This is a genomic window from Nocardiopsis oceani, assembly GCF_054777395.1.
In genome coordinates, this window is sequence record NZ_BAAHAR010000004.1 from 20,235 (window position 1) to 42,518 (window position 22,284).

The 22,284-nt window shown below is 71.6% G+C and carries 21 protein-coding genes; 9 read left to right on the plus strand and 12 right to left on the minus strand.

Annotated features, from left to right (window positions below):
* Nucleotides 1-113: 113 nt before the first annotated feature.
* On the minus strand, nucleotides 114-917 hold the full coding sequence (locus ACYVDG_RS02925; RefSeq protein WP_460746678.1) for a helix-turn-helix domain-containing protein: 804 nt from the start codon (nucleotides 915-917) through the stop codon (nucleotides 114-116).
* Nucleotides 918-1,079: 162 nt separating this feature from the next.
* Here ACYVDG_RS02925 and ACYVDG_RS02930 point away from each other — a divergent pair, with 162 nt between their 5' ends.
* The 3 genes from ACYVDG_RS02930 to ACYVDG_RS02940 are packed head-to-tail and all read left to right on the plus strand — an operon-like array spanning nucleotide 1,080 to nucleotide 4,292.
* Nucleotides 1,080-2,135, plus strand: a complete 1,056-nt coding sequence (locus ACYVDG_RS02930) for an ABC transporter substrate-binding protein (protein WP_460746679.1) — start codon at nucleotides 1,080-1,082, stop codon at nucleotides 2,133-2,135.
* A 19-nt stretch (nucleotides 2,136-2,154) separates the two neighbouring features.
* Entirely contained in the window at nucleotides 2,155-3,210 is a 1,056-nt protein-coding gene (locus ACYVDG_RS02935) for a FecCD family ABC transporter permease (protein ID WP_460746680.1), read from the plus strand.
* Between the two features lie 5 nt (nucleotides 3,211-3,215).
* Nucleotides 3,216-4,292 carry a FecCD family ABC transporter permease gene (locus tag ACYVDG_RS02940; protein WP_460746681.1) on the plus strand — a complete coding sequence of 359 codons (1,077 nt, stop codon included), beginning with the start codon at nucleotides 3,216-3,218 and terminating at the stop codon, nucleotides 4,290-4,292.
* Nucleotides 4,293-4,355: 63 nt separating this feature from the next.
* Here the strand turns inward: ACYVDG_RS02940 and ACYVDG_RS02945 are convergent, their stop codons facing one another.
* The 6 genes from ACYVDG_RS02945 to ACYVDG_RS02970 form a co-directional block, all read right to left on the minus strand.
* Nucleotides 4,356-4,919: a hypothetical protein gene (locus ACYVDG_RS02945; RefSeq protein WP_460746682.1), complete on the minus strand. Its 564-nt coding sequence runs from the start codon at nucleotides 4,917-4,919 to the stop codon at nucleotides 4,356-4,358.
* Between the two features lie 164 nt (nucleotides 4,920-5,083).
* A complete protein-coding gene (fahA, locus tag ACYVDG_RS02950) occupies nucleotides 5,084-6,298 on the minus strand; it encodes a fumarylacetoacetase (RefSeq protein WP_460746683.1) in 1,215 nt (404 codons plus the stop codon).
* Between the two features lie 40 nt (nucleotides 6,299-6,338).
* On the minus strand, nucleotides 6,339-7,229 hold the full coding sequence (locus ACYVDG_RS02955) for a hypothetical protein (protein ID WP_460746684.1): 891 nt from the start codon (nucleotides 7,227-7,229) through the stop codon (nucleotides 6,339-6,341).
* A complete protein-coding gene (locus tag ACYVDG_RS02960; protein WP_460746685.1) occupies nucleotides 7,226-8,431 on the minus strand; it encodes a cupin domain-containing protein in 1,206 nt (401 codons plus the stop codon). Before ACYVDG_RS02960 ends, ACYVDG_RS02955 begins: the two co-directional genes overlap by 4 nt.
* A 25-nt stretch (nucleotides 8,432-8,456) precedes the next feature.
* Nucleotides 8,457-10,127 (minus strand): FAD-dependent monooxygenase, encoded by a 1,671-nt coding sequence (locus ACYVDG_RS02965; RefSeq protein WP_460746686.1) that lies wholly within the window; start codon nucleotides 10,125-10,127, stop codon nucleotides 8,457-8,459.
* 73 nt (nucleotides 10,128-10,200) lie between these two features.
* Nucleotides 10,201-11,163: an MBL fold metallo-hydrolase gene (locus ACYVDG_RS02970; RefSeq protein WP_460746687.1), complete on the minus strand. Its 963-nt coding sequence runs from the start codon at nucleotides 11,161-11,163 to the stop codon at nucleotides 10,201-10,203.
* A 219-nt stretch (nucleotides 11,164-11,382) separates the two neighbouring features.
* On the opposite strand from ACYVDG_RS02970, the gene ACYVDG_RS02975 reads away from it, so the two are divergent.
* On the plus strand, nucleotides 11,383-11,922 hold the full coding sequence (locus ACYVDG_RS02975; protein WP_460746688.1) for a MarR family winged helix-turn-helix transcriptional regulator: 540 nt from the start codon (nucleotides 11,383-11,385) through the stop codon (nucleotides 11,920-11,922).
* 86 nt (nucleotides 11,923-12,008) lie between these two features.
* Nucleotides 12,009-13,067, plus strand: a complete 1,059-nt coding sequence (locus ACYVDG_RS02980; protein ID WP_460746689.1) for an aminotransferase class V-fold PLP-dependent enzyme — start codon at nucleotides 12,009-12,011, stop codon at nucleotides 13,065-13,067.
* A gap of 45 nt (nucleotides 13,068-13,112) precedes the next feature.
* On the opposite strand, the gene ACYVDG_RS02985 is transcribed toward ACYVDG_RS02980, so the two are convergent.
* Complete coding sequence (locus ACYVDG_RS02985) at nucleotides 13,113-14,039, minus strand: LysR family transcriptional regulator (protein ID WP_460746690.1); 927 nt, start codon at nucleotides 14,037-14,039, stop codon at nucleotides 13,113-13,115.
* Between the two features lie 118 nt (nucleotides 14,040-14,157).
* On the opposite strand from ACYVDG_RS02985, the gene ACYVDG_RS02990 reads away from it, so the two are divergent.
* Genes ACYVDG_RS02990 through ACYVDG_RS03000 form a run of 3 tightly spaced genes read left to right on the plus strand, consistent with a single transcriptional unit; the run spans nucleotide 14,158 to nucleotide 17,240 of the window.
* Nucleotides 14,158-15,534 (plus strand): CitMHS family transporter, encoded by a 1,377-nt coding sequence (locus tag ACYVDG_RS02990; RefSeq protein WP_460746691.1) that lies wholly within the window; start codon nucleotides 14,158-14,160, stop codon nucleotides 15,532-15,534.
* A gap of 39 nt (nucleotides 15,535-15,573) precedes the next feature.
* Nucleotides 15,574-16,881, plus strand: coding sequence for an acyclic terpene utilization AtuA family protein (locus ACYVDG_RS02995; RefSeq protein ID WP_460746692.1), 1,308 nt, complete (start codon nucleotides 15,574-15,576; stop codon nucleotides 16,879-16,881).
* Nucleotides 16,878-17,240 carry an AtuA-related protein gene (locus tag ACYVDG_RS03000; protein WP_460746693.1) on the plus strand — a complete coding sequence of 121 codons (363 nt, stop codon included), beginning with the start codon at nucleotides 16,878-16,880 and terminating at the stop codon, nucleotides 17,238-17,240. The genes ACYVDG_RS02995 and ACYVDG_RS03000 overlap by 4 nt, the downstream gene beginning before the upstream one ends.
* A gap of 50 nt (nucleotides 17,241-17,290) precedes the next feature.
* On the opposite strand, the gene ACYVDG_RS03005 is transcribed toward ACYVDG_RS03000, so the two are convergent.
* From ACYVDG_RS03005 to ACYVDG_RS03020, 4 genes are all read right to left on the minus strand, one after another.
* The gene (locus ACYVDG_RS03005; RefSeq protein ID WP_460746694.1) at nucleotides 17,291-17,749 is read right to left on the minus strand and encodes a nitroreductase family deazaflavin-dependent oxidoreductase; all 459 of its coding nucleotides are present in this window, start codon (nucleotides 17,747-17,749) and stop codon (nucleotides 17,291-17,293) included.
* Between the two features lie 58 nt (nucleotides 17,750-17,807).
* A complete protein-coding gene (locus tag ACYVDG_RS03010; RefSeq protein ID WP_460746695.1) occupies nucleotides 17,808-19,097 on the minus strand; it encodes a GNAT family N-acetyltransferase in 1,290 nt (429 codons plus the stop codon).
* A gap of 79 nt (nucleotides 19,098-19,176) precedes the next feature.
* Nucleotides 19,177-20,424, minus strand: a complete 1,248-nt coding sequence (locus ACYVDG_RS03015) for a GNAT family N-acetyltransferase (RefSeq protein ID WP_460746696.1) — start codon at nucleotides 20,422-20,424, stop codon at nucleotides 19,177-19,179.
* 111 nt (nucleotides 20,425-20,535) lie between these two features.
* On the minus strand, nucleotides 20,536-21,534 hold the full coding sequence (locus tag ACYVDG_RS03020; protein WP_460746697.1) for a carboxymuconolactone decarboxylase family protein: 999 nt from the start codon (nucleotides 21,532-21,534) through the stop codon (nucleotides 20,536-20,538).
* A 139-nt stretch (nucleotides 21,535-21,673) separates the two neighbouring features.
* Between ACYVDG_RS03020 and ACYVDG_RS03025 the strand changes: the two genes are divergently transcribed.
* On the plus strand, nucleotides 21,674-22,270 hold the full coding sequence (locus ACYVDG_RS03025; RefSeq protein ID WP_460746698.1) for a TetR/AcrR family transcriptional regulator: 597 nt from the start codon (nucleotides 21,674-21,676) through the stop codon (nucleotides 22,268-22,270).
* Nucleotides 22,271-22,284: the final 14 nt, after the last annotated feature.

Consider the following 22,284-nt stretch of genomic DNA (forward strand, 5'->3'; position numbering starts at 1 on the left):
TCTCGACAGCACGACGCCACCAGCAGATGACGCTATCTGACTCTAATGCAGAAAACCAATCAAAATCAATCACTAAGCTGGGCCTGTAGCCATGACCGTCGCGCAGCAGCAGCTCAGCGACGGCACACAGGGCTTCGACCAACCCGAGAAGGGGTGGCCCGGAAGCGGACGATGTACTCGCTCGGGGTCATGCCGAAGTGGCCTTTGAACACCCGGCGGAACGCGCTGGTGTTGGTGTAGCCCACCCGGCTCGCCACGGCGTCGAGGGTGGTGTGCGACCGCAGCAGGATGCCCGCCGCCTCCATCCGGTTGCGAATCCGCCACTGGCGGAGCGTCATGCCGGTCTCGGCGAGGAAGGCCCGTTCGATCGTGCGCGCGGAGGCGTGCGCCGACGCGGCGAGTTCGTCCACGCCGCGGTCGTCGCCGGGGTTGAACCGCAGGGACTCGGCGACGACCAGGGCCGACACGGTCGTCGGCAGCGGTAGCGCCGTGACCAGGACCGGGCGTTCCTCGATCAGGGCGAGGATCTGACGGGCGATGTTGATGTTGGGCTGGATGCGGCTGTAGGTCGCCTGGACGAACCCGAGGAAGAGCGTGCGCAGGCCGCGGTCGACGGTGATGACGGTGGGCCCCCGCAGCGTGGTGACGGTCAGCGCGACCTCGAAGAACATCGGCAGCAGCACCGAGTTCGGGTGCACGGTGAAGGCGTGCGGTGCTCCGGCCGGGACCCAGATCGCCTGTCCGGTCTTGAGTGCGTAGGGCTCCCCGCCGACGGTGAAGTCCGCTTCGCCGCGGGCCTGCCACAGCAGCAGGTGTTTGTCGTCCTCGCGGAGTCCGTCCAGGGAGACGGACGGCAGGTAGACGTTCCAGGGCGAGCCCGCGTCCGGCTCCGCCCCTCGTGTTCGTGGTTTCGGCATGGCTCCCACCTCGGTCAGTGGCGGCACCGGCGGGGACTCCTTGCCGGAAACTGCACCCCAATGAAGGCTAGGTTTACCTAACCTAATGTGGAGCGGTATCCCACTCGGCCACATCCCCCTCCCTGGCCTGGAGCGTCCGCATCCCGAACCTGAGAGGAACCCATGACCGCCACCATGCCCGGACTCCGGAGACCGCGGGCGCTCACCGCGATCGCGGTGGCCGCCCTGATCGCCCTGGCCGGCTGCGGCTCACCGGACGACTCGACCACCGAGGCCTCCGCCGCATCGGACCCCGGGAGTCTGCTTCCCGCCGCCGAAGGCACCACCGAGTACCCGCTCACACTGACGACCTGGGCCGGTGAGTCGGTCCTGGAGGAGCGCCCCGAACGGGTCGCCGTGATCGGTTTCTCCCCCAACCTGGACGCTGTGGAGGCGATGGGCGCGACCCCGGTCTACACCCAGAGCGACGAGGACTGGGAGTGGCGGGACGAGGACTGGGTGTCCGAGATCGAGTCCGTGGATTCCGCCACCCGCCGGGACCCGATCAACTTCGAGGGGATCGCCGCGTCCGACCCCGACCTGATCATCGCGACCAACTTCATCCTCGAAGAGGAGGACTTCGCGAAGCTCACCGACATCGCCCCGGTTCTGGAGAACGAGGAGCAGATCCCCGGTGACCACATCGACTGGCGGGAGAACCAGCGGCTGATCGGCCGGACCCTGGACCTCGGCGAGGCCGCCGAGGCAGCGGTCGACGCGGCCGAGGAGGAGATCGGCACCGCGGCTGAGTCACTTGAAGACTTCTCCGGCAGCACCATCACCATCGCCTACGACTACGACGAAGTCAGCATGGACTACTACACCGTGACCGGCGGTACCGCGGAGGACGTCGTCGGGCAGCTGGGCTTCGCACCGAACCCGCTCGCGGAGAACTTCGTCGACGAGGCAAGTGTCTCCGACGAGCAGATCGGCTTGTTGGACGCCGACGTGCTCGTCATGTTCTACAGCGACGAGGCCGACCGGGACGCCCGCGAGGAGACCGACCTCTTCCAGACGCTGCCGCCGGTCGCCGAGGACCGTTACGTCTCCGTCGTCGCAGGCGAGGAAGGATCCGGGGGCAACGCCTCCTGGGTGCTGCGCCGCGGGGCCAGCGCCCTGAGCCTGCCGTGGGCCGTGGACGTGATCGTCGACTGGATGGACGAGGTGGAGCCCTCCTGAGCGGGGGCCGGGACATCTGATGCCAGTACTTCCCATGCCTCGGGCCGTCCCGGAGAAGGCGGACCCCAACGGGCACACACCGCGTTCCAAGCGGGCGCTGGGCCTGCTGCTGTTCCTGGCCGCGCTGGTCGCCTCGGGGTTGGCGAGCCTGGCGTTCGGCGCCAACCCCCTGGCCTTGGACCAGGTGTGGTGGGGGCTGTGGCGGCGGGACGGCTCGGAGGCGTCACTCATCGTGTGGACGCTCCGCGTCCCCCGCACCGTGGTGGGCCTGCTGACGGGCGCGGCCTTCGGGGTGGCGGGCGCGCTGATCCAGGCGCTCACCCGCAACCCGCTGGCCGACCCGGGCATCCTCGGGGTGAACGCGGGGGCGGGGTTCGCGGTCACCCTCGGGGTCGGCCTCTTCGGCCTGACCGGTATCACCGGCTACGTCTGGTTCGCCTTCGGCGGTGCGGCCGCCGCCACGGTTCTGGTGTACCTGATCGGCTCGGCTGGAAAGGGCCCGGCCGCCCCGGTCACCATCGTGCTCGCCGGGGTAGCCCTGGGCGCGGTGCTGACGGGCTTCTCGACCTTCCTCACCCTGATCGACGAGGACACCTTCCGCTCGGTCCGCAACTGGGGGCTGGGCTCGGTCGAACGGGTGGATCTCGACGACACCCTCGCGGTGCTGCCGTTCCTGCTCCTGGGTCTGCTCATCGCCCTGGCGCTGGCCAGGTCCCTGAACTCGATCGCGCTCGGTGACGACCTGGCCGCCTCGCTGGGCGCCGGAGTGGCCCGCACCCGGGTTCTCGGGATCGTCGCGGTGACGCTGCTGGCCGGTGGGGCGACGGCACTGACCGGGGGGATCGCGTTCGTAGGGCTGATGGTGCCGCACGTGGTGCGCTGGTTCGTGGGCCCGGACCAGCGGTGGATCATCGCTTACTCGGCCCTGGCGGCGGCGGTACTGGTGCTGGCCGCCGACGTTCTGGGGCGGGTGATCGTGCGTCCGGCCGAGATCGAGGTCGGCGTTGTCACCGCGGTGATCGGGGCTCCGGCACTGATCGCACTGGTGCGGCGGAGGAAGGCGAGCGGACTGTGACCACCATGACCGAACCCCGCACCCACCGCCCGCCGACCCGGGTGGACTTCGGCTACGCCACCCGCACGGTGCGCACCCGGTTCTTCTCCGTACGGGTCCCGGTCCGGCCGCTGGCTGTCTCGGTGACCTTGTTCGCCGTCGCCACCGGGATCGCGGTGGGGGCGATCGGGATCGGGGACTACCCCCTGACCGTGCGCGAGGTCGTCGCGGCGCTCATCGGCGGTGGGGAGGCCTTCCAGCGGATCATCGTGGTCGAGTGGCGCCTGCCCGCGGCCATTGCGGTCGTGGTCTTCGGCGCGCTCCTGGGCACCGGCGGGGCGATCTTCCAGTCCCTGACACGCAACCCGCTCGGTTCTCCGGACGTGATCGGCTTCGACGCCGGCTCCTATACCGCCGTCGTGGTCACCGTCCTCATCGTGGGTTCGAGCGGCTACTGGTCCATAGCTTCGGCAGCGATCATCGGCGGGCTGGCCACGGCGTTCACCGTCTACGTGCTCGCCTACCGGCGGGGTGTCCAGGGGTTCCGCCTGATCATCGTCGGGATCGGCGTCTCCGCGATGCTGGGTTCGGTCAACGCCTACCTCATCACCCGCGCCGACATCGACGACGCGATGACGGTCGGGTTCTGGGGGGCGGGCTCCGTGACCCGGGTGACGTGGGACGGGATGCTGCCCTCGCTGGTGCTCGCGGCCGCCGTCGTCATCGCGGCGGCAGCAATGGCACCGGCACTGCGAAGGCTGGAGCTGGGCGACGACACCGCCGTGACCCAAGGGACCAGGACAGGACCGGCACGCCTGGGCCTGCTGGTGACGGGTGTGGCCACCACCGCCCTGGTGACTGCGGCAGCGGGACCGATCGGGTTCGTCGCGCTGGTGGCCCCGCAGCTGGCCCGACGCCTCACCCGCGCGCCGGGGGTGGGCCTGTTGTCGGCCGCAGCGATGGGCGCCGCGCTGCTCGCGGGCGCGCACCTGCTCTCACTGGTGCTCTCCCAGGTGTTCCGTCCCGTCCCGGTCGGTCTGATCACCGTGTGCCTGGGTGGCCTCTACCTGATCTGGCTTCTGGTCCGCGAGGCCCGGAAATAGGCGGTGCAACCGCCGTGGAACGGGGCGAAGGTCGAGGTGGTCGGGAATGGGCGAGTGGACTGCTCAGTGACTCAGTGAGTAGTGCGAGCCCCAGGCGATGACGAGGAAGGACAGCAGGGGGACCACGAACGCCGCCAGGTCGTACCTGGTCCGTTCGGGAGGCGGCTCCTCCTCCGGCGGCGGGCGGCGGTGCCCCTCGGCGAGGACCTGGTTCATCGCCCGCAGGGCACGCTGAGCGGACGTGCCGTACACCGCGCGGGCCAGCTTGGTGTCGGGGACATTGGTGAAGCCGGGGACGGTGCGGCGCCGGCCGTCCGTGAGCGCCAGTTGGATCCGGTGCTCGGTCTCGATCTCCGCCACCCGGTGGTAGGGCACCACCGCTTCGGTGAGGAAACCCCGCAACACGAAGCCCCGCGGGGTGAGGGCGACCGCAAGGCGGGACAGTTTGAAGGCGGCCCAGAAGCACAGGGCCGCGCCCAACGACACCGACGAGTAGAACAACGGTCCCACCTCGCCCTGCTGGGCGCGTGCGGCGAAGACCACCAGGACGAACAGCACGAGCGCGAACATCATGATCAGCCCGCGGTCGGTGATGTACGACTCCTTGAGTTCGACCGTGTCGGACACGGCGGGCCCCTTCCTGTCGGCCGTCTCCACCCCGAGCCTTCCCGCGGGCGGCCCCGTCATGCGGGTGGTCCAGGTGACCCGGGTGGCGGCCCCGGCGTGTGGCACCAACGAGCACGCCGCCCCGGATCGCTGGGGTTCGCGGGCCGCACCGCCGCCCGCTTCTCCTATGTGGCCGGGAGGATTCTTCCGGTGACCTCGCCGAAGTCGATCCGCGCGCCGTCCGGCCCCGGCGCGGTCGCCGAGATGGTGACCTCGTCGCCGTCCTCCAGGAAGGTGCGCTCGGTGCCGTCGGGCAGCTTGATCGGTTCCTTCCCGGCCCAGGTCAGTTCCAGGAAGCAGCCCCGCTGGCCCGGCTCCGCGCCGCTCACGGTGCCCGACGCGTACACGTCGCCGGTGCGCAGGGAGGCGCCGTTGACGGTCATGTGCGCGAGCTGCTGCGCCGCCGTCCAGTACATCTGGTCGAAGGGCGGGCTGGCGACCAGGTGCCCGTTGAGCCGGACCTCCAGGCGCAGATCCAGGCCCCACCGCTGTGTGCCCCGGAGGTAGGGCAGCGGCTCGGGGTCCTGGGCGGGCTGCTCGACGCGGGCCTGTTCCAATGCGGAGACGGGAACGATCCACGGCGAGACGGATGTGGCGAACGACTTTCCGAGGAACGGGCCGAGCGGCACGTACTCCCAGGCCTGGAGGTCCCGCGAGGACCAGTCGTTGAGCAGGAACACCCCGAACACGTGGTCGGCGAAGTCGTCCACCGCCACGCGGTCGCCCATGGCGCTGGGCGTGCCCACGACGAAACCGACCTCGGCCTCGATGTCCAGGCGCGCGGAGGGTCCGAAGACGGGCGTGGACTCCGCCGGGGGTTTGCGCTGGCCGGTGGGGCGGACGATGTCGGTGCCCGAGGCCACGACAGTGCCCGAGCGGCCGTGGTAGCCGATGGGCAGGTGTTTCCAGTTGGGGGTGAGCGGCTCCTGGTCGGGGCGGAACATGCGGCCGACGTTCGTGGCGTGGTGCTCCGAGGAGTAGAAGTCCACGTAGTCGGCCACGGTGAACGGCAGGTGCAGCGACACCGAGGCGCGGTCCACCAGGTGGGGGCGGACGGCCTCCTCGTGGGCGGGGTCGGTGAACCAGGACGTGAGCGCCGCGCGGACCTGGTCCCATACGGGCCGTCCGGCCGCCAAGAGGCCGTCCAGGTTGGGCCCGGAGACGGCCTCGGCGAACGGCGCGCCGAGGGCGCGGGCGGCCGCGCCCAGGTCCAGAACGCGGTCGCCGATGGCCACACCGGTGCGGGTGGCGGGGTCGGCCTCGGTGGAGAACACCCCGTAGGGCAGGGTGGCCGGGCCGAACTGCGTGTCCGGGGCGATGTCGAGCCAGCTGTCGGGCATGGAGTGGAGCTTTCTGCGAGTGGGTTGCGCGTGCGTGCGGTCAAACGGGGAGCGCCCCGAGGACAACGAGGTCCTCCAGGGGCTCGACGATGCTGCAGGTACCGAAGGAGCGGAAGCGCGACCGGATCCCGTCCGCCTCGGTGGCGGTGAGTGCCGCTGCGCGGGCCGCCAAGGCGCGGCCGTCGCGGTCGGCGAGCACGTCGGCGGCGTCCGCGGCCCCGCCCCCGGTGGTCAGGGTGTGTGTGGCCAGCAGCACGTTGAGGAAACCGTGCTGTTCGAAGCCCTCGGCCGTGGTGTGGCGGATGGCGTGGTGCAGTCCGGCCGTGCACTTGAAGGGCACCTTGGACCCGACCGCGGCGGCGAGGAGGGAGGCGAGTTCGGTTTCGGAGGGGTGGGCCTCGGCCCGTACCCCGCCGGTGCGGAACTTGGCGCTGGCACCGGTCCCGGCCAGGGCCTCGATGTCCGAGTCGGCCCGTTGCCCGCGGGTGACCTCCACGTAGGCGTCGGTACCTTCCGGGAGGGTTTTCGCGAGGACGGCAGCGGTCCCGGCGGTCTGTCCGGGTGGGGCGGCCACCTCGACCCCGGACAGGCTCAGCGCGGGGTCGGCGCGGACCGCGTCCACCGCCGGGGCGACACCGTCCGGCCCGCCGGGGACGGTGACCACCAGGGGCAGCGGGGTCCGGCCCTTGGTCGGGTCCACTCCCCCGCTCCGGTCGCCGTGTTCGCGGGACGGCACGGCACCCTCCTCACGGGACAGCAGGGCGCGTAGCTCGCCCAGTCGGCCGTCGGAGACCAGGAACGGTCCCACGTAGGGCGCGCGGTTCGACGCGCGGTGGGCCCGGTGGGCGGGCACGGCCTCGCCCATGGGCGCGTTGCCGGGCGGGAACAGCGCGGCGTCGTCGAACAGCTGGCGGTAGAGGACGCCGCTCACACCTGCCCCTGTCCCTTGGCCCAGGTCCAGGCGTACGAGCCGTCGTCGCTGGCGGTGCCGCCCTCGCCCAGGTCGAGCGGGCGGAAGGTGTCGACCATGACGGCGAGCTCGTCGAAGGCCTCGGCGCCCACGCTGCGCTCGTAGGCTCCGGGCTGGGGGCCGTGCGAGTGGCCGCCGGGGTGCAGGGAGATGGAGCCCTGTCCGATGCCCGATCCCTTGCGCGCCTCGTAGTCGCCGCCGCAGTAGAACATGACCTCGTCCGAGTCCACGTTGGAGTGGTAGTACGGCACCGGGATGGCGCTGGGGTGGTAGTCGACCTTGCGCGGTACGAAGTTGCAGATGACGAAGTTGTGGCCCTCGAAAACCTGGTGGACGGGCGGCGGCTGGTGGACGCGGCCGGTGATGGGCTGGAAGTCGTCGATGTTGAAGGCGTAGGGGTACAGGCAGCCGTCCCAGCCCACCACGTCGAAGGGGTGCGTGGGGTAGGTGTAGCGGGTGCCGGAGATCCCGCCGGGGCCGTCGCCGCGGTGCTTGATCAGCACGTCCACGTTCTCGCCCTCGACGAGCAGGGGCTCGGTGGGGCCGCGCAGGTCGCGCTCGCAGTAGGGGGCGTGCTCCAGGAGCTGCCCGTAGCGGGACAGGTAGCGCTTGGGCGGCGCGATGTGGCTGTTGGCCTCCATCGCGTAGGCGCGCAGGGGCTCGTCGCCGGTGGGCACCCAGCGGTGGGTGGTGGCGCGCGGCAGGATGACGTAGTCGCCGCGGCCCACTTCCAGCGCCCCGAAGACCGTCTCCACTCGGGCGGTTCCGGACTCGATGTAGACGCACTCGTCGCCGAGGCCGTTGCGGTACAGCTCCGAGGGCGCTCCGGCCACGACGTAGGAGATGCGTACGTCGTCGTTGCCGAGCACGAGGCGGCGCGACTCGACGACGTCGTTGGCCTTCCACTCCTGGCCCTGGAACAGGTCGTGGAGCTTGAGGTGGCGCGGCACCATCGGGGCGTTGCGCTTGCGGGACTGGTCGGGGACCTCCCACTCGGCGGCGTCGACGATCGCCGAAGGGATCGCGCGGTGGTAGAGCAGCGAGGAATCGGAGGAGAAGCCCTCCTCCCCCATCAGCTCCTCGTAGTAGAGGCCGCCTTCGGGGTTGTGGTGCTGGGTGTGGCGGGTGCGGGGCACCTCGCCGACCTGGCGGTAGTAGGCCATGTCCGGGTCCTCCTTGGTGGTCGGGTCAGGCTGGAACGGTGCTGGCTGTGTCGGTGGCCGGGTGGCCGAGGGCGGCGCGGACCGCCCTGCGGACGGCACCCGGGTCGCTGCCGGGGACGACGGCGGCGACGTGGGCGTCGGGGCGTACCAGCCAGACCTGGCCGGGTTCCGGGGTCAGGGCGCGGCGCAGGGCACCGGTCGCGTCGATCTCGTCGATGTGGAGGGTGGTGACGGGGGCCGGTGTGGCCTCGGTGGCGGCGGTGTGCACGGCGTCGCGGAGCAGTGCGGCGTCGGTGCCCTCGGGGGCGGCGCCCACCAGCAGCGTCATGCCCTCGCGCAGCAGCGGCCGGAGCCGGTCCAGGTCGGGGCGGTGGGGCAGGGCGACGGGCGCGTCGGGCAGGATCACGCCGGGGCAGGGCGCGGGGGCCTGTCCGCGCGGTGGGCGGCCGCCGAAGGGGCGTTCCGGGCAGGCGGTGGTGAGCGCGGACTCGGTATACCAGAAGGGTTCGGCCAGGCGCCCGGAGTCGACGTGCGGGTGTGCTTCGGCTTCGCCGACGGCCCGTTCCAGGACGCTGATCCGCCGCTCGTGCTCGGCCTCGTCCCGCGGGACCAGGAAGCGCATGGTGGCGCTGGTGATCTCGGCGTTCTCCAGAGCGGCCGCGTGGCGCTCGGTGTGGTAGCTCTCCAGGAGCTCGCCCCCGGCCCAGCCGCCTCGGACGTAGGCGAGCTTCCAGGCCGCGTTCTCGGCGTCCTGGACCCCGGAGTTGAGTCCGCGGGCGCCGAAGGGCGCGACCAGGTGGGCGTTGTCCCCGGCGAGCAGGACCCGGCCGGAGCGCATACGGTCGGCCACGCGGGTGTGGAAGCGGTACACCGAGTGCCAGGCGATCTCGTAGGGGGTGTCCCCGATGATCTGGCGGATGCGCGCGTCCAGGCGGCCGCTGGCTTCTTCGGCTTCGAGGTCGAAGTCCGAGGGGACCTGCCAGTCGATCCGGAAGACCGAGTCGGGGCAGGGGTGGATGAGGACCTGGCGGCCCGGGTTCCACTCGGGGTCGAAGTAGAAGCGGCGCTCCCGTTCCCAGTCGCCGAGGTCGGCTCGGATGTCGCAGATGAGGAAGCGGTCGTCGAAGCTGGTGCCGGAGAAGTCGACGCCCAGGGCGTCGCGGACGACGCCGCCGTGCGCGCCCAGGCAGGACAGGGCGTGGGAGCCGCGCAGGCGCACCGGGCCGCTGGGGGTGGCGCACTCGACGGTGACGCCTTCGGCGTCCTGGTCGATGCCGGTGACCTCGTGGCCCCAGCTGATCGCCACGCCCGCCTCGACGAGGAGTTCGTCGAGGACCTCCTCGGTGCGCGACTGGGAGAGGTTGACGAAGGAGGGCAGGGACGAGGCCCCGGGGTCGGGGAGGCGGACGCTGAAGAGTTCGTGCCCGCGGTAGAAGGTGCGGGCGGTGTCCCAGGTCAGCCCCTCCGACACGATCGCGCCGCCGCCGAGCCATTCCCACACGTCGAGGACGTCGCGTTGCTGGCAGATGGCCTTGGAGCCGACGGCGTCGCGTTCGGGGCGGCCGTCCACGACCAGTACGGGGACCCCACGGCGGGCCAGCAGCAGGGCCGCGGTCTGGCCGACCGGTCCCGCGCCGAGCACCAGGACGGGGTCGGCGGACGGGTCGGCTGGGGTGCGTGGCGCTGGGGGACGCATGGTGGGCTCCGTTCGTGGGGCGCCCCGTACGGGCGCGGTGGGGCGGTGGAAAGGGGACGGCCCTCCGGCGGGGTCAGCTCTGCAGCTGGTCCCAGACCTCGCGGTCGCGCTCCGCGGTCCAGATGACGGGGCGCTCGATACCGCTGAACTCGTCCCAGAGGCGGGAGACGTCGAAGGGCAGGCAGTGCTCGAAGATCGGCCAGTGGCCGTAGTCTCCGACCAGCGCGGCGTGCGTGGCGGTGAAGGCCTCCTTGAGGGTGCCGCCGCGCTCGTGGACGGCGCCGACCTCGCGGATCATCACGTCGAGGAAGTTGCGGGTCTGCTCGATGGCGGCGTCGACCTCCGTGCGGCCCCGGCTGACGGCGCCGCGGCCGCCGACGAGCATCTCCGCCTCCAGGGCCTTGACGCTGTCGAGGGTGGGTCCGGCCCAGTCCTTGTGGAAGGCGTCGCCGGTGTACAGGGCGGCCTGGGCCTCGACGAGGTCGCCCGCGAAGAGGATCTTCTGCTTGGGCAGCCAGGCGACGATGTCGCCCTCGGTGTGGCCGCGGCCGAAGTACTCGAGGACCAGTTCGCCGCGGTCGCCGCCGAGGTCGATGGTGGTGCGGTCGGCGAAGGTCTGGGTGGGCCAGGTCAGGCCGGGGACGGAGTCGGCGTCCTTGGCCAGGCGGGGCATGCGGCCGAACTCGCTGGCCCAGTCCTCCTTGCCGCGCTCGCGGATGAGCTCGTGGGTCTTCTCGTGGGTGAGGATGACGGTGGCGTCGAAGGCGCTGGCGCCCAGGACGCGGACCGCGTGGTAGTGCGAGAGCACCAGGTAGCGGATGGGTTTGTCGGTGTGCTCGCGGAGCTGGGCGAGCCACTCCTTGGCGGCGGTGGGGGTGGCCAGGGCCTCGAAGGCCACGACGAAGTCCTCGCCCTCGATGGCGCCCACGTTGGGGTCGCCCTCTGCGGTGAGCGCGTAGACGCCGTCGGCCAGGACTTCGAGGGTCTGCTCCTTGGCCTCGGTGTCGGCGGATGAGGCGAACGGCTTGGCTGCCATGGTCAGGCCCTTCACGTGTCGCGGGCGGCTGTCGCCACCCAATTGATCAAACGTTTGATGAATCTGACTCTAACGTGCCCTACGCCACAGAGCCAAGAGGTCCACGACCGACAGACACGTGATGCAGATCACACAGGAAGGTTACCCATGGAACCGTGGAACGACCGCGAGGCAAAGACGCGCCGAACGACGAACACATCCGGGCACTAGGCTGGTTCCGTGACTCACAACGCCGCACCCCCCAGCGATCTCACCTTCTGGTCATTCGTGGACTACGCGGTGCAGAAGGCCGAAAGGGAGCTACCTTCGGTCAACGCCGAGGCCATGCGCATGGTCCTGACCCTCAACCGGGCGACGAGCATGGTCATCTACGACCTGGAGTCCTCCGTCCACCGACCCCGGGGTTGGACCTGGCCGGGCTTCCGCGTGCTCTTCGCGCTCTGGCTGGCCGGCCCCATGGAGGCCAAGACCACCGCCGAGATCTCCGGCATGAGCCGCGCCGCCCTGTCCGCGCTGCTCAACACCCTCGAACGCGACGGCCTGCTCACCCGCGAACGCGCCACGCACGACCGCCGGGCCCTCCAGCTCAGCCTCACCGAGGCCGGATACGGCGCCATCCTGGGTGTCTTCCGCGCACACAACCGCCGCGAGAGCGCGTGGGCGGAGTCCCTCGAACCCGAGGAGCGCCGCGAACTGGTCCGCCTGCTCAACAAGCTGATGGCCGGATCCACCGACGCCAAGGCCAAGTTCCGCAGTTGAGCGCCGGGGCGGCTGACGGAATTGGATCCCACCCGCCGCCCGGAATGGACCTTGAGCGGGACCCGCCCACCTGTAAGCATCGGCGCATGGACGACACCGGCCGCACCCGCCTGCGCGCAGCACAGAGCCAGTTCTCCGCCGAGAACACCTACCTCAACACCGCCACGCACGGCCTGCTACCGGCGCGGGCCCGCCAGGCCCTGGAACAGCACACGCACGAGATCGCCACCGGGAACTTCTCCCCCGGCGCGGTCGACGGCCTCGTCGATCAGGCCCGGGCCGCGTACGCGAAGCTTGCCGGGGTCACCGCCGACCGGGTCGCGGTGGGCACGCACACCGCACAGTTCGTCGGGACGATCGCCGCGAGTCTGCCGCCCGGATCCGAGGTCCTTCTCGCCGAGGGCGAGTTCGCCTCCGTGTCCTTTCCCTTCCTGGCCCGTCAGGCGCACGGGGTCCGGGTGCGGCAGGTCCCTCTCGAACGCCTGCCCGAGGAGGTCGGCCCGGCCACCACGCTGGTCGCGGTGGCGGCCGCCCAGTCGGCCACCGGGGCGCTCGCCCCCGTCGAGGACCTGGTAACGGCCTGCGCCGACCACGGCGCCCGCCTCATGCTGGACACCAGCCAGTCGGCGGGCTGGTTCCCGCTGCCGGCGGACCGCGTGGACTTTCTCGTGTGCAGCACGTACAAGTGGCTGTTGGGCCCCCGAGGGGCGGCCTTCCTGACCGGGAGCGCGGAGGCCCTGGCCACGCTCGCGCCCCTCGCCCCCAACTGGTACGCGGACGCCGAACCGTGGGACGCGCTCTACAGCGGCCGGCTGCGCCTGGCCGAGGGGCCGCGCCGCCTGGACCTGGCACCCGTGTGGCCCGCCTGGATCGGCTTGGCGCCCGGACTGGACCTGCTGAACGAGGTCGGGGTGGCGACCGTCCACGCCCACGACGTCGCCTTGGGCGCACGGTTCCGCGCCGCGATGGAGCTCGCCGAGACGGGCTCGGCGATCGCTTCGGTCTCCGCCACCGAGGGCATCGCCGAGCGCCTGGCCGAAACGGGGATCGCCGCCTCCGTCCGCGACGGACGGCTGCGGGTCAGCTTCCACCTGTACAACACCGAAGAGGACGTGGACCGCCTGGTCAAGGCCCTGCGGACCTGAGTCGGCCACCCCGACCCGACCCCGTGCCCGGGTACCGCACCGGCGTCAGCGCTCCCAGTCCGCACCCTCGGGCAGGGGATGCCCCTCCTCGCGCATGCTCCGCAACACGCCCAGGAGCCGCGCGGCGGCGGGGCTCGTGGGCCGGTTCTCGGGGACCACCACGCTGATGCCTCGCTCCGTCGCGGGGGACTCCAGCGGCACCCGGACGTGCTCGGCGAAACCCAACAGGGGCAGGGCCAGCGCAGGCAGCGCCGAGACCCCGATCCCGGCGGAAACCAGCCCCCCGACCGTCGATATGTTCCTCGCCTGGATGAGGTGCGGGTCGAGGACGCCCGCGTCGCGCAGGGCGTCCTCGACGGCCATGCGGACGCTGGAGTCCCCGCCGGTGACCACGAAGGGCTCGGCGGCCAGGGCGGACCAGGTCAGAACGGCCTGGTCGGCGAGGACGTGTTCCGGGGGCAGGACCGCCAGGAACCGGTCCCTGGCCAGCGGCGCCGAGCGTGTACCGGGGCGGGGGCGGCCGACCGCCACCAGGGCCAGGTCGCACTCCCCCGCCGCCAACCGGTCCAGCGCGGCCTCGGACATGCCGTCCAGGACGTGCACGTCGATCCCGGGAACCTCCCGGCGCAGGCGGACGATGGCCGGGGGAAGCAGGGTCGCGGCCAGTGAGGGCAGCGTCGCCACGGTCACCGTGCCCCGGTCGCCGCGCAGATAGCGCTCCAGGCCGTTCATCTCCGCCCGGTGCTGGGACAGCAGGCGTTCGGCCACCGCGAGCACCTCCGTCCCCTCCGGCGTGCAGCGCACCCGCCTGGTCGTGCGCTCCAGCAGAGGCACACCCAGCGTGCGCTCCATCGAGATGACGGTACGGCTCAAGGACGACTGGGCGACATGGAGCTGATCGGCCGCCCCGGTGAAACTTCCTTGGCGGGCGACGGCCGCGAAGACCTGGAGCTGCCTCAGGGTGAGATCCATGCCTCCAGAGCATAGGTGCTTGCCGATTCCATGCTGGACATGCACGGAAACTCGGGGGAAACATGGGGCACATGTGGCCCATCCCACGCTCACCCCCCAGACCTGAGGAGCCCTCCGCATGCTGACCGCCATGGGATTCGCGACGATCTCCGTCGTTCTCGTGCTGTTGCTGTCCAACCGCGTGGGCGCGGTGGTCGCCCTGATCGGCGTCCCCGTCGCGGCGGCCTTCCTCATGGGGTTCGGCCCCGGCGAGGTCGCCGCCTTCGCCAGCGAAGGCATCAACGGGGTGGCCGCCACCACGGCGATGTTCGTGTTCGCCATCCTGTATTTCGGGGTGATGCGCGACGCCGGGCTCTTCGACCCGATCGTGCGCCGGGTGCTGCGGTTCGCGGGCAACAACCCGGTGACTATCGCGGTGGCCACGGTGGTCCTGGCGATGGTGGCCCACCTCGACGGCGCAGGCGCGACCACATTCCTCATCACCATCCCGGCAATGCTGCCGCTGTACGACGCACTGGGTATGCGCAGGCTGGTCCTGGCGGCGCTCACCGGCCTGGGCGCGGGGATCATGAACCTCGTCCCCTGGGGAGGACCGACCGCGCGGGCCGCGACGACCACCGGGATTCCCGCCAACGACCTGTGGGTGCCGCTCATCCCCGCGCAGGTGATCGGCATGGTCACCTGCGTGGCTATCGCCTACTACCTGGGCGTTCGCGAGCGCAACCGGCTCAACACCCCCACGGAGGAGCACCGGATCCCGTCCCAGGGCGGAGGGGGCGGCCATTCAGCGGACGGCCCCGGGGAGGGACCGGACCAGGACCGGGGCCAGGGTCCGGACTACGAATCCGAGAGCCCCGAGTTGCTGCGCCCACGGCTGTACTGGGTCAACGCGGTCCTGACCCTGGCCACCATCGGTGTGCTGATCTCGGGCATCATGCCGCCTGAACTGGTGTTCATGCTGGCCCTGGTAATCGCCCTGGCCCTGAACTACCCCGGCATGAAGGAACAGACGGCCCGGATCGATTCCCACGCCAGAGGGGCGATCCTCATGGCCAGCACGCTGCTCGCCGCCGGCGTCTTCCTCGGTGTGATGGAGGAGAGCGGCATGATCCAGGCCATGGCCGAATCCATGACCGGTGCGATGCCCGCTTCCCTCGGCCCGGGGCTGCCCCTGCTCATCGGGGTGCTCGCGGTACCGATGAGCCTGATCTTCGGGCCGGACGCCTACTACTTCGCGGTGATGCCGGTCCTGATCGCCGTCGGTGAGAGCTTCGGTGTGCCGCCGATCGACGTGGCCCAGGCCTCCATCACCGGTCAGGAGACTGTGGGCTTCCCGATCAGCCCGATGACCGGTTCCTTCTACCTCCTGGTGGGGCTCACCGGCGTCCCCATCGGTTCGCACATCCGGTTCCTCTTCCCGTGGGTGTGGCTGGTGAGCCTGGTGGTCTTCGGCTCCGCTGTGGCGATGGGTGTCATCCCGCTCTGGGTCTCTTGATCCTGAACGCAATCCGCATACGAAATGTGAGGAGATCACGTGCCCCAAGGTGTCCGCATCGGCTGTGGAGCGGGGTTCGCGGGCGACCGCCTCGAACCCGCCGTCGACCTGGTGGAGCGGGGAGCTCTCGACACCCTCGTCTTGGAGTGCCTGGGTGAGCGGACGGTGTCGCTGGCCTCCCTGCGCGCCACCGACGGCTCCGGCCCCGGCTACGACCCGCTGCTGCGCCGACGGCTGGCCCTGCTGCTGGAACCGCTGGCCCACCGGGGCACCCGGTTGGTGACCAACGCGGGGGCGGCCGACCCGGTCGGGGCCGCGCGGACGGTCCACGAACTCGCCCGCGAACTGGAGGTGTCCCCCCGGATCGCCGCGGTGACCGGTGACGACGTCCTGGACCGGATCGACCGGTCGGCCCCGGCTTGGGAGGACGGCCGACCGCTGGAGTCCCACGGCGAACTGGTCTCGGCCAACGCCTACCTGGGCGCCGAGGCCCTACTGCCAGCCCTGGCCGACGGCGCGGACATCGTCATCGCGGGGCGGGCGGCCGACCCCTCGCTGTTCCTGGCCCCGCTGCTCGACACCCTGGGCTGGGATCCGCGGAACGAAGGGCTGCTCGCGGCGGGCAGTCTGATCGGGCACCTGTTGGAGTGCGCCGGTCAGGTCACCGGCGGCTACTTCGCCGACCCCGGACTCAAGGACGTCCCGGACCTGGCGAACCTGGGGTTCCCCTTGGCCGAGGTCGCACCGGACGGTTCCGCGGTCCTCACCAAGAACCCGGGCACCGGCGGGCGGGTGGACCGGATGACGGTCACCGAGCAGCTGACCTACGAGGTCACCGATCCAGCCGCCTACCTGACTCCGGACGTGACCCTGGACATGACCGGGGTGCGCTTGGCCGAGGCGGGCGCGGACCGGGTGCGGGTCTCGGGGGCGCGCGGTCGCGCGCGACCGGACCGGCTCAAGGCGAGCGTCGGCTACCGGGCCGGTTTCCGCGGCGAGGGCGAGATCTCCTACGCGGGGCCCGGCGCGCGGGCCCGTGCCCGGCTGGCCGGCGAGGTGGTCCGCGAACGCCTGGCCGGTCGCGTGCCGGTGCGGGTGGACGTCATCGGCGGCGCGGACACCCCCGACGAGGTCGGCGAGTGCCGACTGCGAGTGGCGGGCGCCGCCCCGGACCGGGTCGGCGCGGAGGCGGTCGAGGAGGAGGTCGGCGCACTGTACACGTGCGGTCCGGCCGGGGGCGGCGGTGTGCGCACCCGCAGCACCGAGGTCATCGGGATCCTGTCGACCACCGTGGGGCGCGATCTGGTCGAGCCCCGCACCACCTACTTCGGGGAGGCAGCCAAGTGAGTCGTCCGGAAAGGGACGGCGGGAGCGTCCGTCTGCACCAGATCGCCCACGCCAGGGCCGGGGACAAGGGCAACCTCAACACGCTCTCCGTCATCGCCCGCGAGGAACGCTGGTACCCGGTACTGTGCGCGGAGCTGACCCCCGAGCGGGTCGGGGAGGCTCTGGCGGAACGGGTGCGCGGTCCGGTGGAGGTGCACCGGATGGACCGCGTGCGGGCGCTGGTGATCGTGTGCGCCCGAGCATCCGATGACACGGTGACCACGTCGTTGCACCTGGACGCCCACGGTAAGACGTTGGCGTCGGTGCTCCTGGGCACGGAGGTTCCCGTCCCGCCGGAGTCCGGGGTACCCGACAGCTAACGGGACGTACTGCGGTCCCGACGCGCCGTGGCCCCCAGCCCCGGGCCAGGTCAGTCCTTCTTGCTGGCGACGAAGACCGGGATGTGCCGGTCGGTCTTGCGGTCGTAGTCGGCGTAGGGCGGGAACGCCTCCACGGCGCGGTCCCACCACGCCTGCCGCTCCTCGCCCTCGATCTCCCGGACCCGGGCGGCGAAGGGCTCGGGGCCGTCCTGGATGGCCACCTCGTCGGGGGCCGCGCGCAGGTTGTGCACCCAGACGGGGTCCTTGGGCGCGCCGCCCACGGACCCCACCAGCGCGTACTCTCCGTTGTGCTCGACCCGCATGAGGGCGACCTTGCGGACATTGCCGCTGCTGCGGCCCCGCATGGTCACGATGACGACCGGCATCCCGGTGTCCAGCAGGGTGTTGCCCTCGCGGCCGCCGGTGCGCTCGTACAGATCCACCTGGTCGCGGACCCACTTCGACGCACTCGGCACGTACTCGCCCTGCAACACGTCGCTCACGTTCACCACTCTCCTCGGTGCTCGGCTAAGGGAACCACCACGATGGTGCCATGGCGGCCCTCGGCTAGAAGATGACGCCGCAGAAGGGCGCGTCGAAACGGTGCAGGGCGGTGTCGATGCGGGTGACCGTGCCCGGGGTGTGCTCGGTGACCAGGCCCGAATGCAGGAAACCGGTGAGCGGAGTCTGACCGAGGTGGGCGGCGCCGAGGTGGAACGTGTCCAGGGACAGGTCAGGTGCCGCCTCGGTGCGCTCCACCCGGGCCCCCTCGGAGTCGGCTTTGACCCGCCAGCGTCCGGCGTTCCACGGTGCGTACCGGTCGGTGACGTCCACGACCGCCTCGAAGGGCATCGCGTAGGGCCGCTCGGACAGGGCTCCGGGCAGGTCCACCAGCCGCAGCCACAGGGAGGGGAAGTACTGGAGCGCGGCCCGGCCGCGGTCGGTGAGCAGGTGGTGCAGGGGGCAGTCCGCCGGGAGGAAGCCGAATACCACCCGGTTGGTCAGATCGCGGCTGAACAGGTGCTCGAACAGGGCGGTCCAGGCTGCGGGGGCCGTCGCGGTGATCTCCCGGACGTGCACCTCGCCGCGGGCGCCGTCGTCCGCCCAGTCGCCCTTGGTCCGGTAGAGGGCGTAGCCGAGCGGCCCGTCGGGGCCGCGTACGACCGCGGCCATCAGCTGCCCCTGTTCCCCGCGCTGTACTGGGCCGTCGCGCAGGGCGCGGTCCCACCAGGGTTCGGTGCGGCGGATCTGGCCCATCTGGGTCCGGGCGACTTCGTCGTGCACCCGCTCGAGGTCGGCGCGGACCTGCTCCGGTTCGCCCAGGACGGTCCGCAGGTCCGGGTCGCGGGGCGCGTCGGCGCGCAGCACGGTGTGCGGTCGGCCGATACTGGTCTGCAGTTCCGCGAAAGCGTTGCCGTAGCCGAAACGCTCGTAGATGGAGCCCTCCGAGGCCCACAGGGCGGCGTAGCGCACCCCGGACTCGTGGATGTCGGCGAGCTGGCGGCGCATGAGCGCGCTCAGTACCCCTTGGCGGCGGTGGGTGGGCCACACGCCGACCCCGGTGACCCCGGCGACGGGGGCGGGGCCGCCCGGCATGGTCATGTCGAGGGGGAAGTAGTTGGTGGATCCGATGACCCCGTCGTCGCCGTCCCGGTCGTCGACGGCGACCAGGAGGCGCTCGTAGCCCATGGCGTCGTGGAGCGGGCGCGCCAGCTCGACCAAGGTCTCCGGGCTGTCGGGGAACAGGAGGGCCTGACCGACCACCCGCATCGCCTCGGTGAACTCGTCGCGGTCGCTGTGGCGCACGGTCCAACCCGGGTCCGGGACGGTGCGGCCGACCTTCTCGTTTTCGCCCATGGATAAGGCATATCAGCGGTCCCTCTGGAGCGGCCACAGGTTTTGTGACCGGCGCGCCCGTGACCGGACACCGGTAGATCTAGAAGTTGAGCCCGCAGTAGGCCGCGCGCGGCAGGTGCAGGGCGGTGTCGAGGCGGGTAGCGGCGCCGGGGGTGTGCTCGGTGACGAGTCCGGCGTCGACCAGGGCCGTCAGCGAGCGCTGGCCGAGGTAGACCGATCCCAGGTGGGCGGTGTCCAGGGTGAGGTCGGCGCCCTGGGACGCGCGTTCACATGTGGCGCCGTCGAGCCCGGTGCGCAGGTGCCAGGTGCCGTCGTTCCAGGGTGCGTGGACGTCCCGCACCGCCAGGGTCACATCGACCGGGGCCGCGTAGGGGCGGTCGGCGAGGGCCCGGGGCAGGTCGACCAGGCGGATCCGCAGGGACTCCTGGGCCGTTTCGACCAGCCGGTCGCGGTCGGCGATCAGGTTGGTGAGCGGGTCGTCGGCCGGAAGGGAGCGGAAGGAGATCCGGGTGACCAGGTCACGGGAGAAGACGTGGTGGTACAGGGCGACGCGCGCCGCGGGGGTGGTGGAGACGATTTCCCTGACGTCGACCCTGGCGTCGGTGCCGTCAGCGGCCCGGTAGTTGGTGGTGGAGTAGAGGGCGTATCCCTGGGGGCCGTCGGGGCCGCTGACCACGGCCGCCCAAGGGGCACCGGTCTTGAGGATGCGCCCCCACCAGGAATCGCTGCGTGCGAACTGGCCCACGCGGGCGGTGACGGTCTCGCGGTGGAGCCGGTCGAGGGCCGGTCGGGCCTCGGCGGCGGGCAGCAGTTCCACGGAGAGCGCGGCGTCGCCGGGGGCGTCGGAGCGCAGCACTGCGTAGGGTCGGCGGATCCGGGCGGAGAGTTCGAAGGCGGCCAGACCGTAGCCGTACCGGCCGTAGATGGCGTCCTCGGACGAGTAGAGCGCTGCGACCGCCTCTCCGCGGGCGTGGATGTCGGAGAGTTGGCGGCGCATGAGGGCGGTGAGGACGCCGCGGCGACGGTGGGTGGGCCACACGCCGACCCCGGTGACCCCGGCGACCGCGCGCGGACCTCCCGGGAGGGTCATGTCCAGGGTGTAGGCGGCGGTGGTGCCGACCATGCGGTCACCGTCCGTGGCGACGAGGATGCGGTCGTGTTCGGCGACCGGGTGTTCGCGTTCGGCCTCGAGCTCGTCGTCGGCGGCGACGAGCATCGGCTCGGCGTAGACGCCGACCACGGAGGGGAACTCCTCAGGGTCGACGCCTCGGACGGTCCAGGGTGTGCCTTCGGTGTGTCCAGTGCGGGGGATGTGCTGCGCGTCCATACCCGCCACCCTTGCAGCGCAGGGGTGACCCGGGCCACCCCTTTTCGACGACCCCGACCAGCATTTCCGGACTCTTTCCCGTGGACCCGGGTCTTGGTCGTGCGCGCTTCGTCAGGCCTTGGCCGTGCGCGCCTCCAGGGATGCCCGGATCCGTTCGGTCCCGGCGAGGGCCCCGAAGGCGACGACCCGGATGAGGTCGGCGTCGTCCCCGCCGAACCGGCGCCACTGACCCACATGGGCGTCGGAGATCCGGTACGGGGTGACCGCCGCCCTGAGGGCCAGCCCGGCGTTGGCCCGGTCGCGCTCGGAGAGCCCGGCCAGCGCTTCCTCGGGCCAGGTGCTGTACACGGGTGGCGGGGTGCCGTCCCAGGCGGCGGTCTCCTCCTGCACCAGCACGCGCACCGCCTCGGACAGGTCGGCCCCGTCGACGGCCTCGCTCAGCGCGGTGTAGGCGGTACCGATCGGTCCGGTCCCCGCCCACGTGGGGGCTTCCCTGCTGACCTCGGGCAGCAGGTCGAGCGAGCGGCCGGGTGGGATCGGGGCGCTCTTGCGGACGAACCTGCCCATCAGCCTGCGGACGGCCTTCGACCGGTGGACGCCGGGACCCACACGCTCCTCCAAGAGCGAGGAGACGATCCGGGTGATGAAGTGTGTGGCCAGCGCGGTGCCCACGAAGACCGGAGCGTGTTCGGCGGGGAAGGGTGCCACAGGCAGCCGCTCCCCCGGCCGGGCGGAGGCCGCGGCCCAGTCAGCGAGCGCGGCCAGGGCAGGGTCGCTGGGGCGGCCTCCCCCGTGGAGGCTCTCGGCGGCGGAGTGCTCGCCGACGGAGTGGCCCAGCGCGGTGTGCGCGTCGAGGCAGAAAGGGCAGTCGTTGGCGGCGGAGACCGCGACGGCGACGACCTCCCGGTCGGCCCGGGAGACGGGGCCGGCGATCTCGGCCTCGCGGAGCAGCGCCCAGGTCGGCGCGAGGATCTCAGGCGCGCGCGACAGGGTCATCAACGGCCCATCGGCCAGGAGGAAGTCCTCTCTGATTTGGGCGTAGACCGCGGCCACCGTCCCGGTGGCCCCGTCCTTGGGTACGGGCGTGGTGTAGCGGTAGATCGTGGACACGGTCGCGTCACTCCTCGGGTAGGGCGGGCCGATCCGATATCGCAACTTTTTGTTGCGATATCTTCAGTATGCGGGCCCCTCCCCGGGGCCGCAAGGGATATCTCCGGTGGGAAGGCCACCGGTGGAACGGAGGATCCGCGTGGTTGAGGCACCGCGTTCGCGCACCGGCCAGGTCGGCCGGGGCGCCAAGGTTCGAACCGCAGTCACCGAGGCGGCCTTGGCGGAGCTGGGCGAGAAGGGGTACGCCGGACTCTCCGTAGAGTCCGTGGCTCTGCGCGCGGGGGTGCACAAGACCACGGTCTACCGGCGCTGGGGCGACCGGCAGGAGCTCGTGGCGGACGCGCTGAGCGGTTTCGTCGCCGCCGACGTACCCATACCGGACACCGGGTCCCTGGACGGCGACTTGCGGGCGATGGCCTCCGCGCTGGTCGGCATGCTCGCCTCGCCCGCCGGGTCCGTCGTCGCCGCGATGCTCGCCGACGCCGTGCGCATCCCCGAGGTCGCCCTGGTGCGGGACCGGATGTTCGCCGACCGGATCGAGCGGGCCAAGCCCGTGGTGGAGCGTGCCGTGGCCCGCGGGGAACTCCCTCAAGGAACCGAACCGGCCCTGCTGGTGCGCGCACTGGCCGCCCCGCTGTACCTGCGCCTCCTGGTCACCGGTGACCCCTTGGACGATGAGGCCGTCAGGGAGGCCCTCCGGTCCGCGCTCGCGCTGGCCCGCGTCGAGGGCGAGTAACCCGCACACCGGCG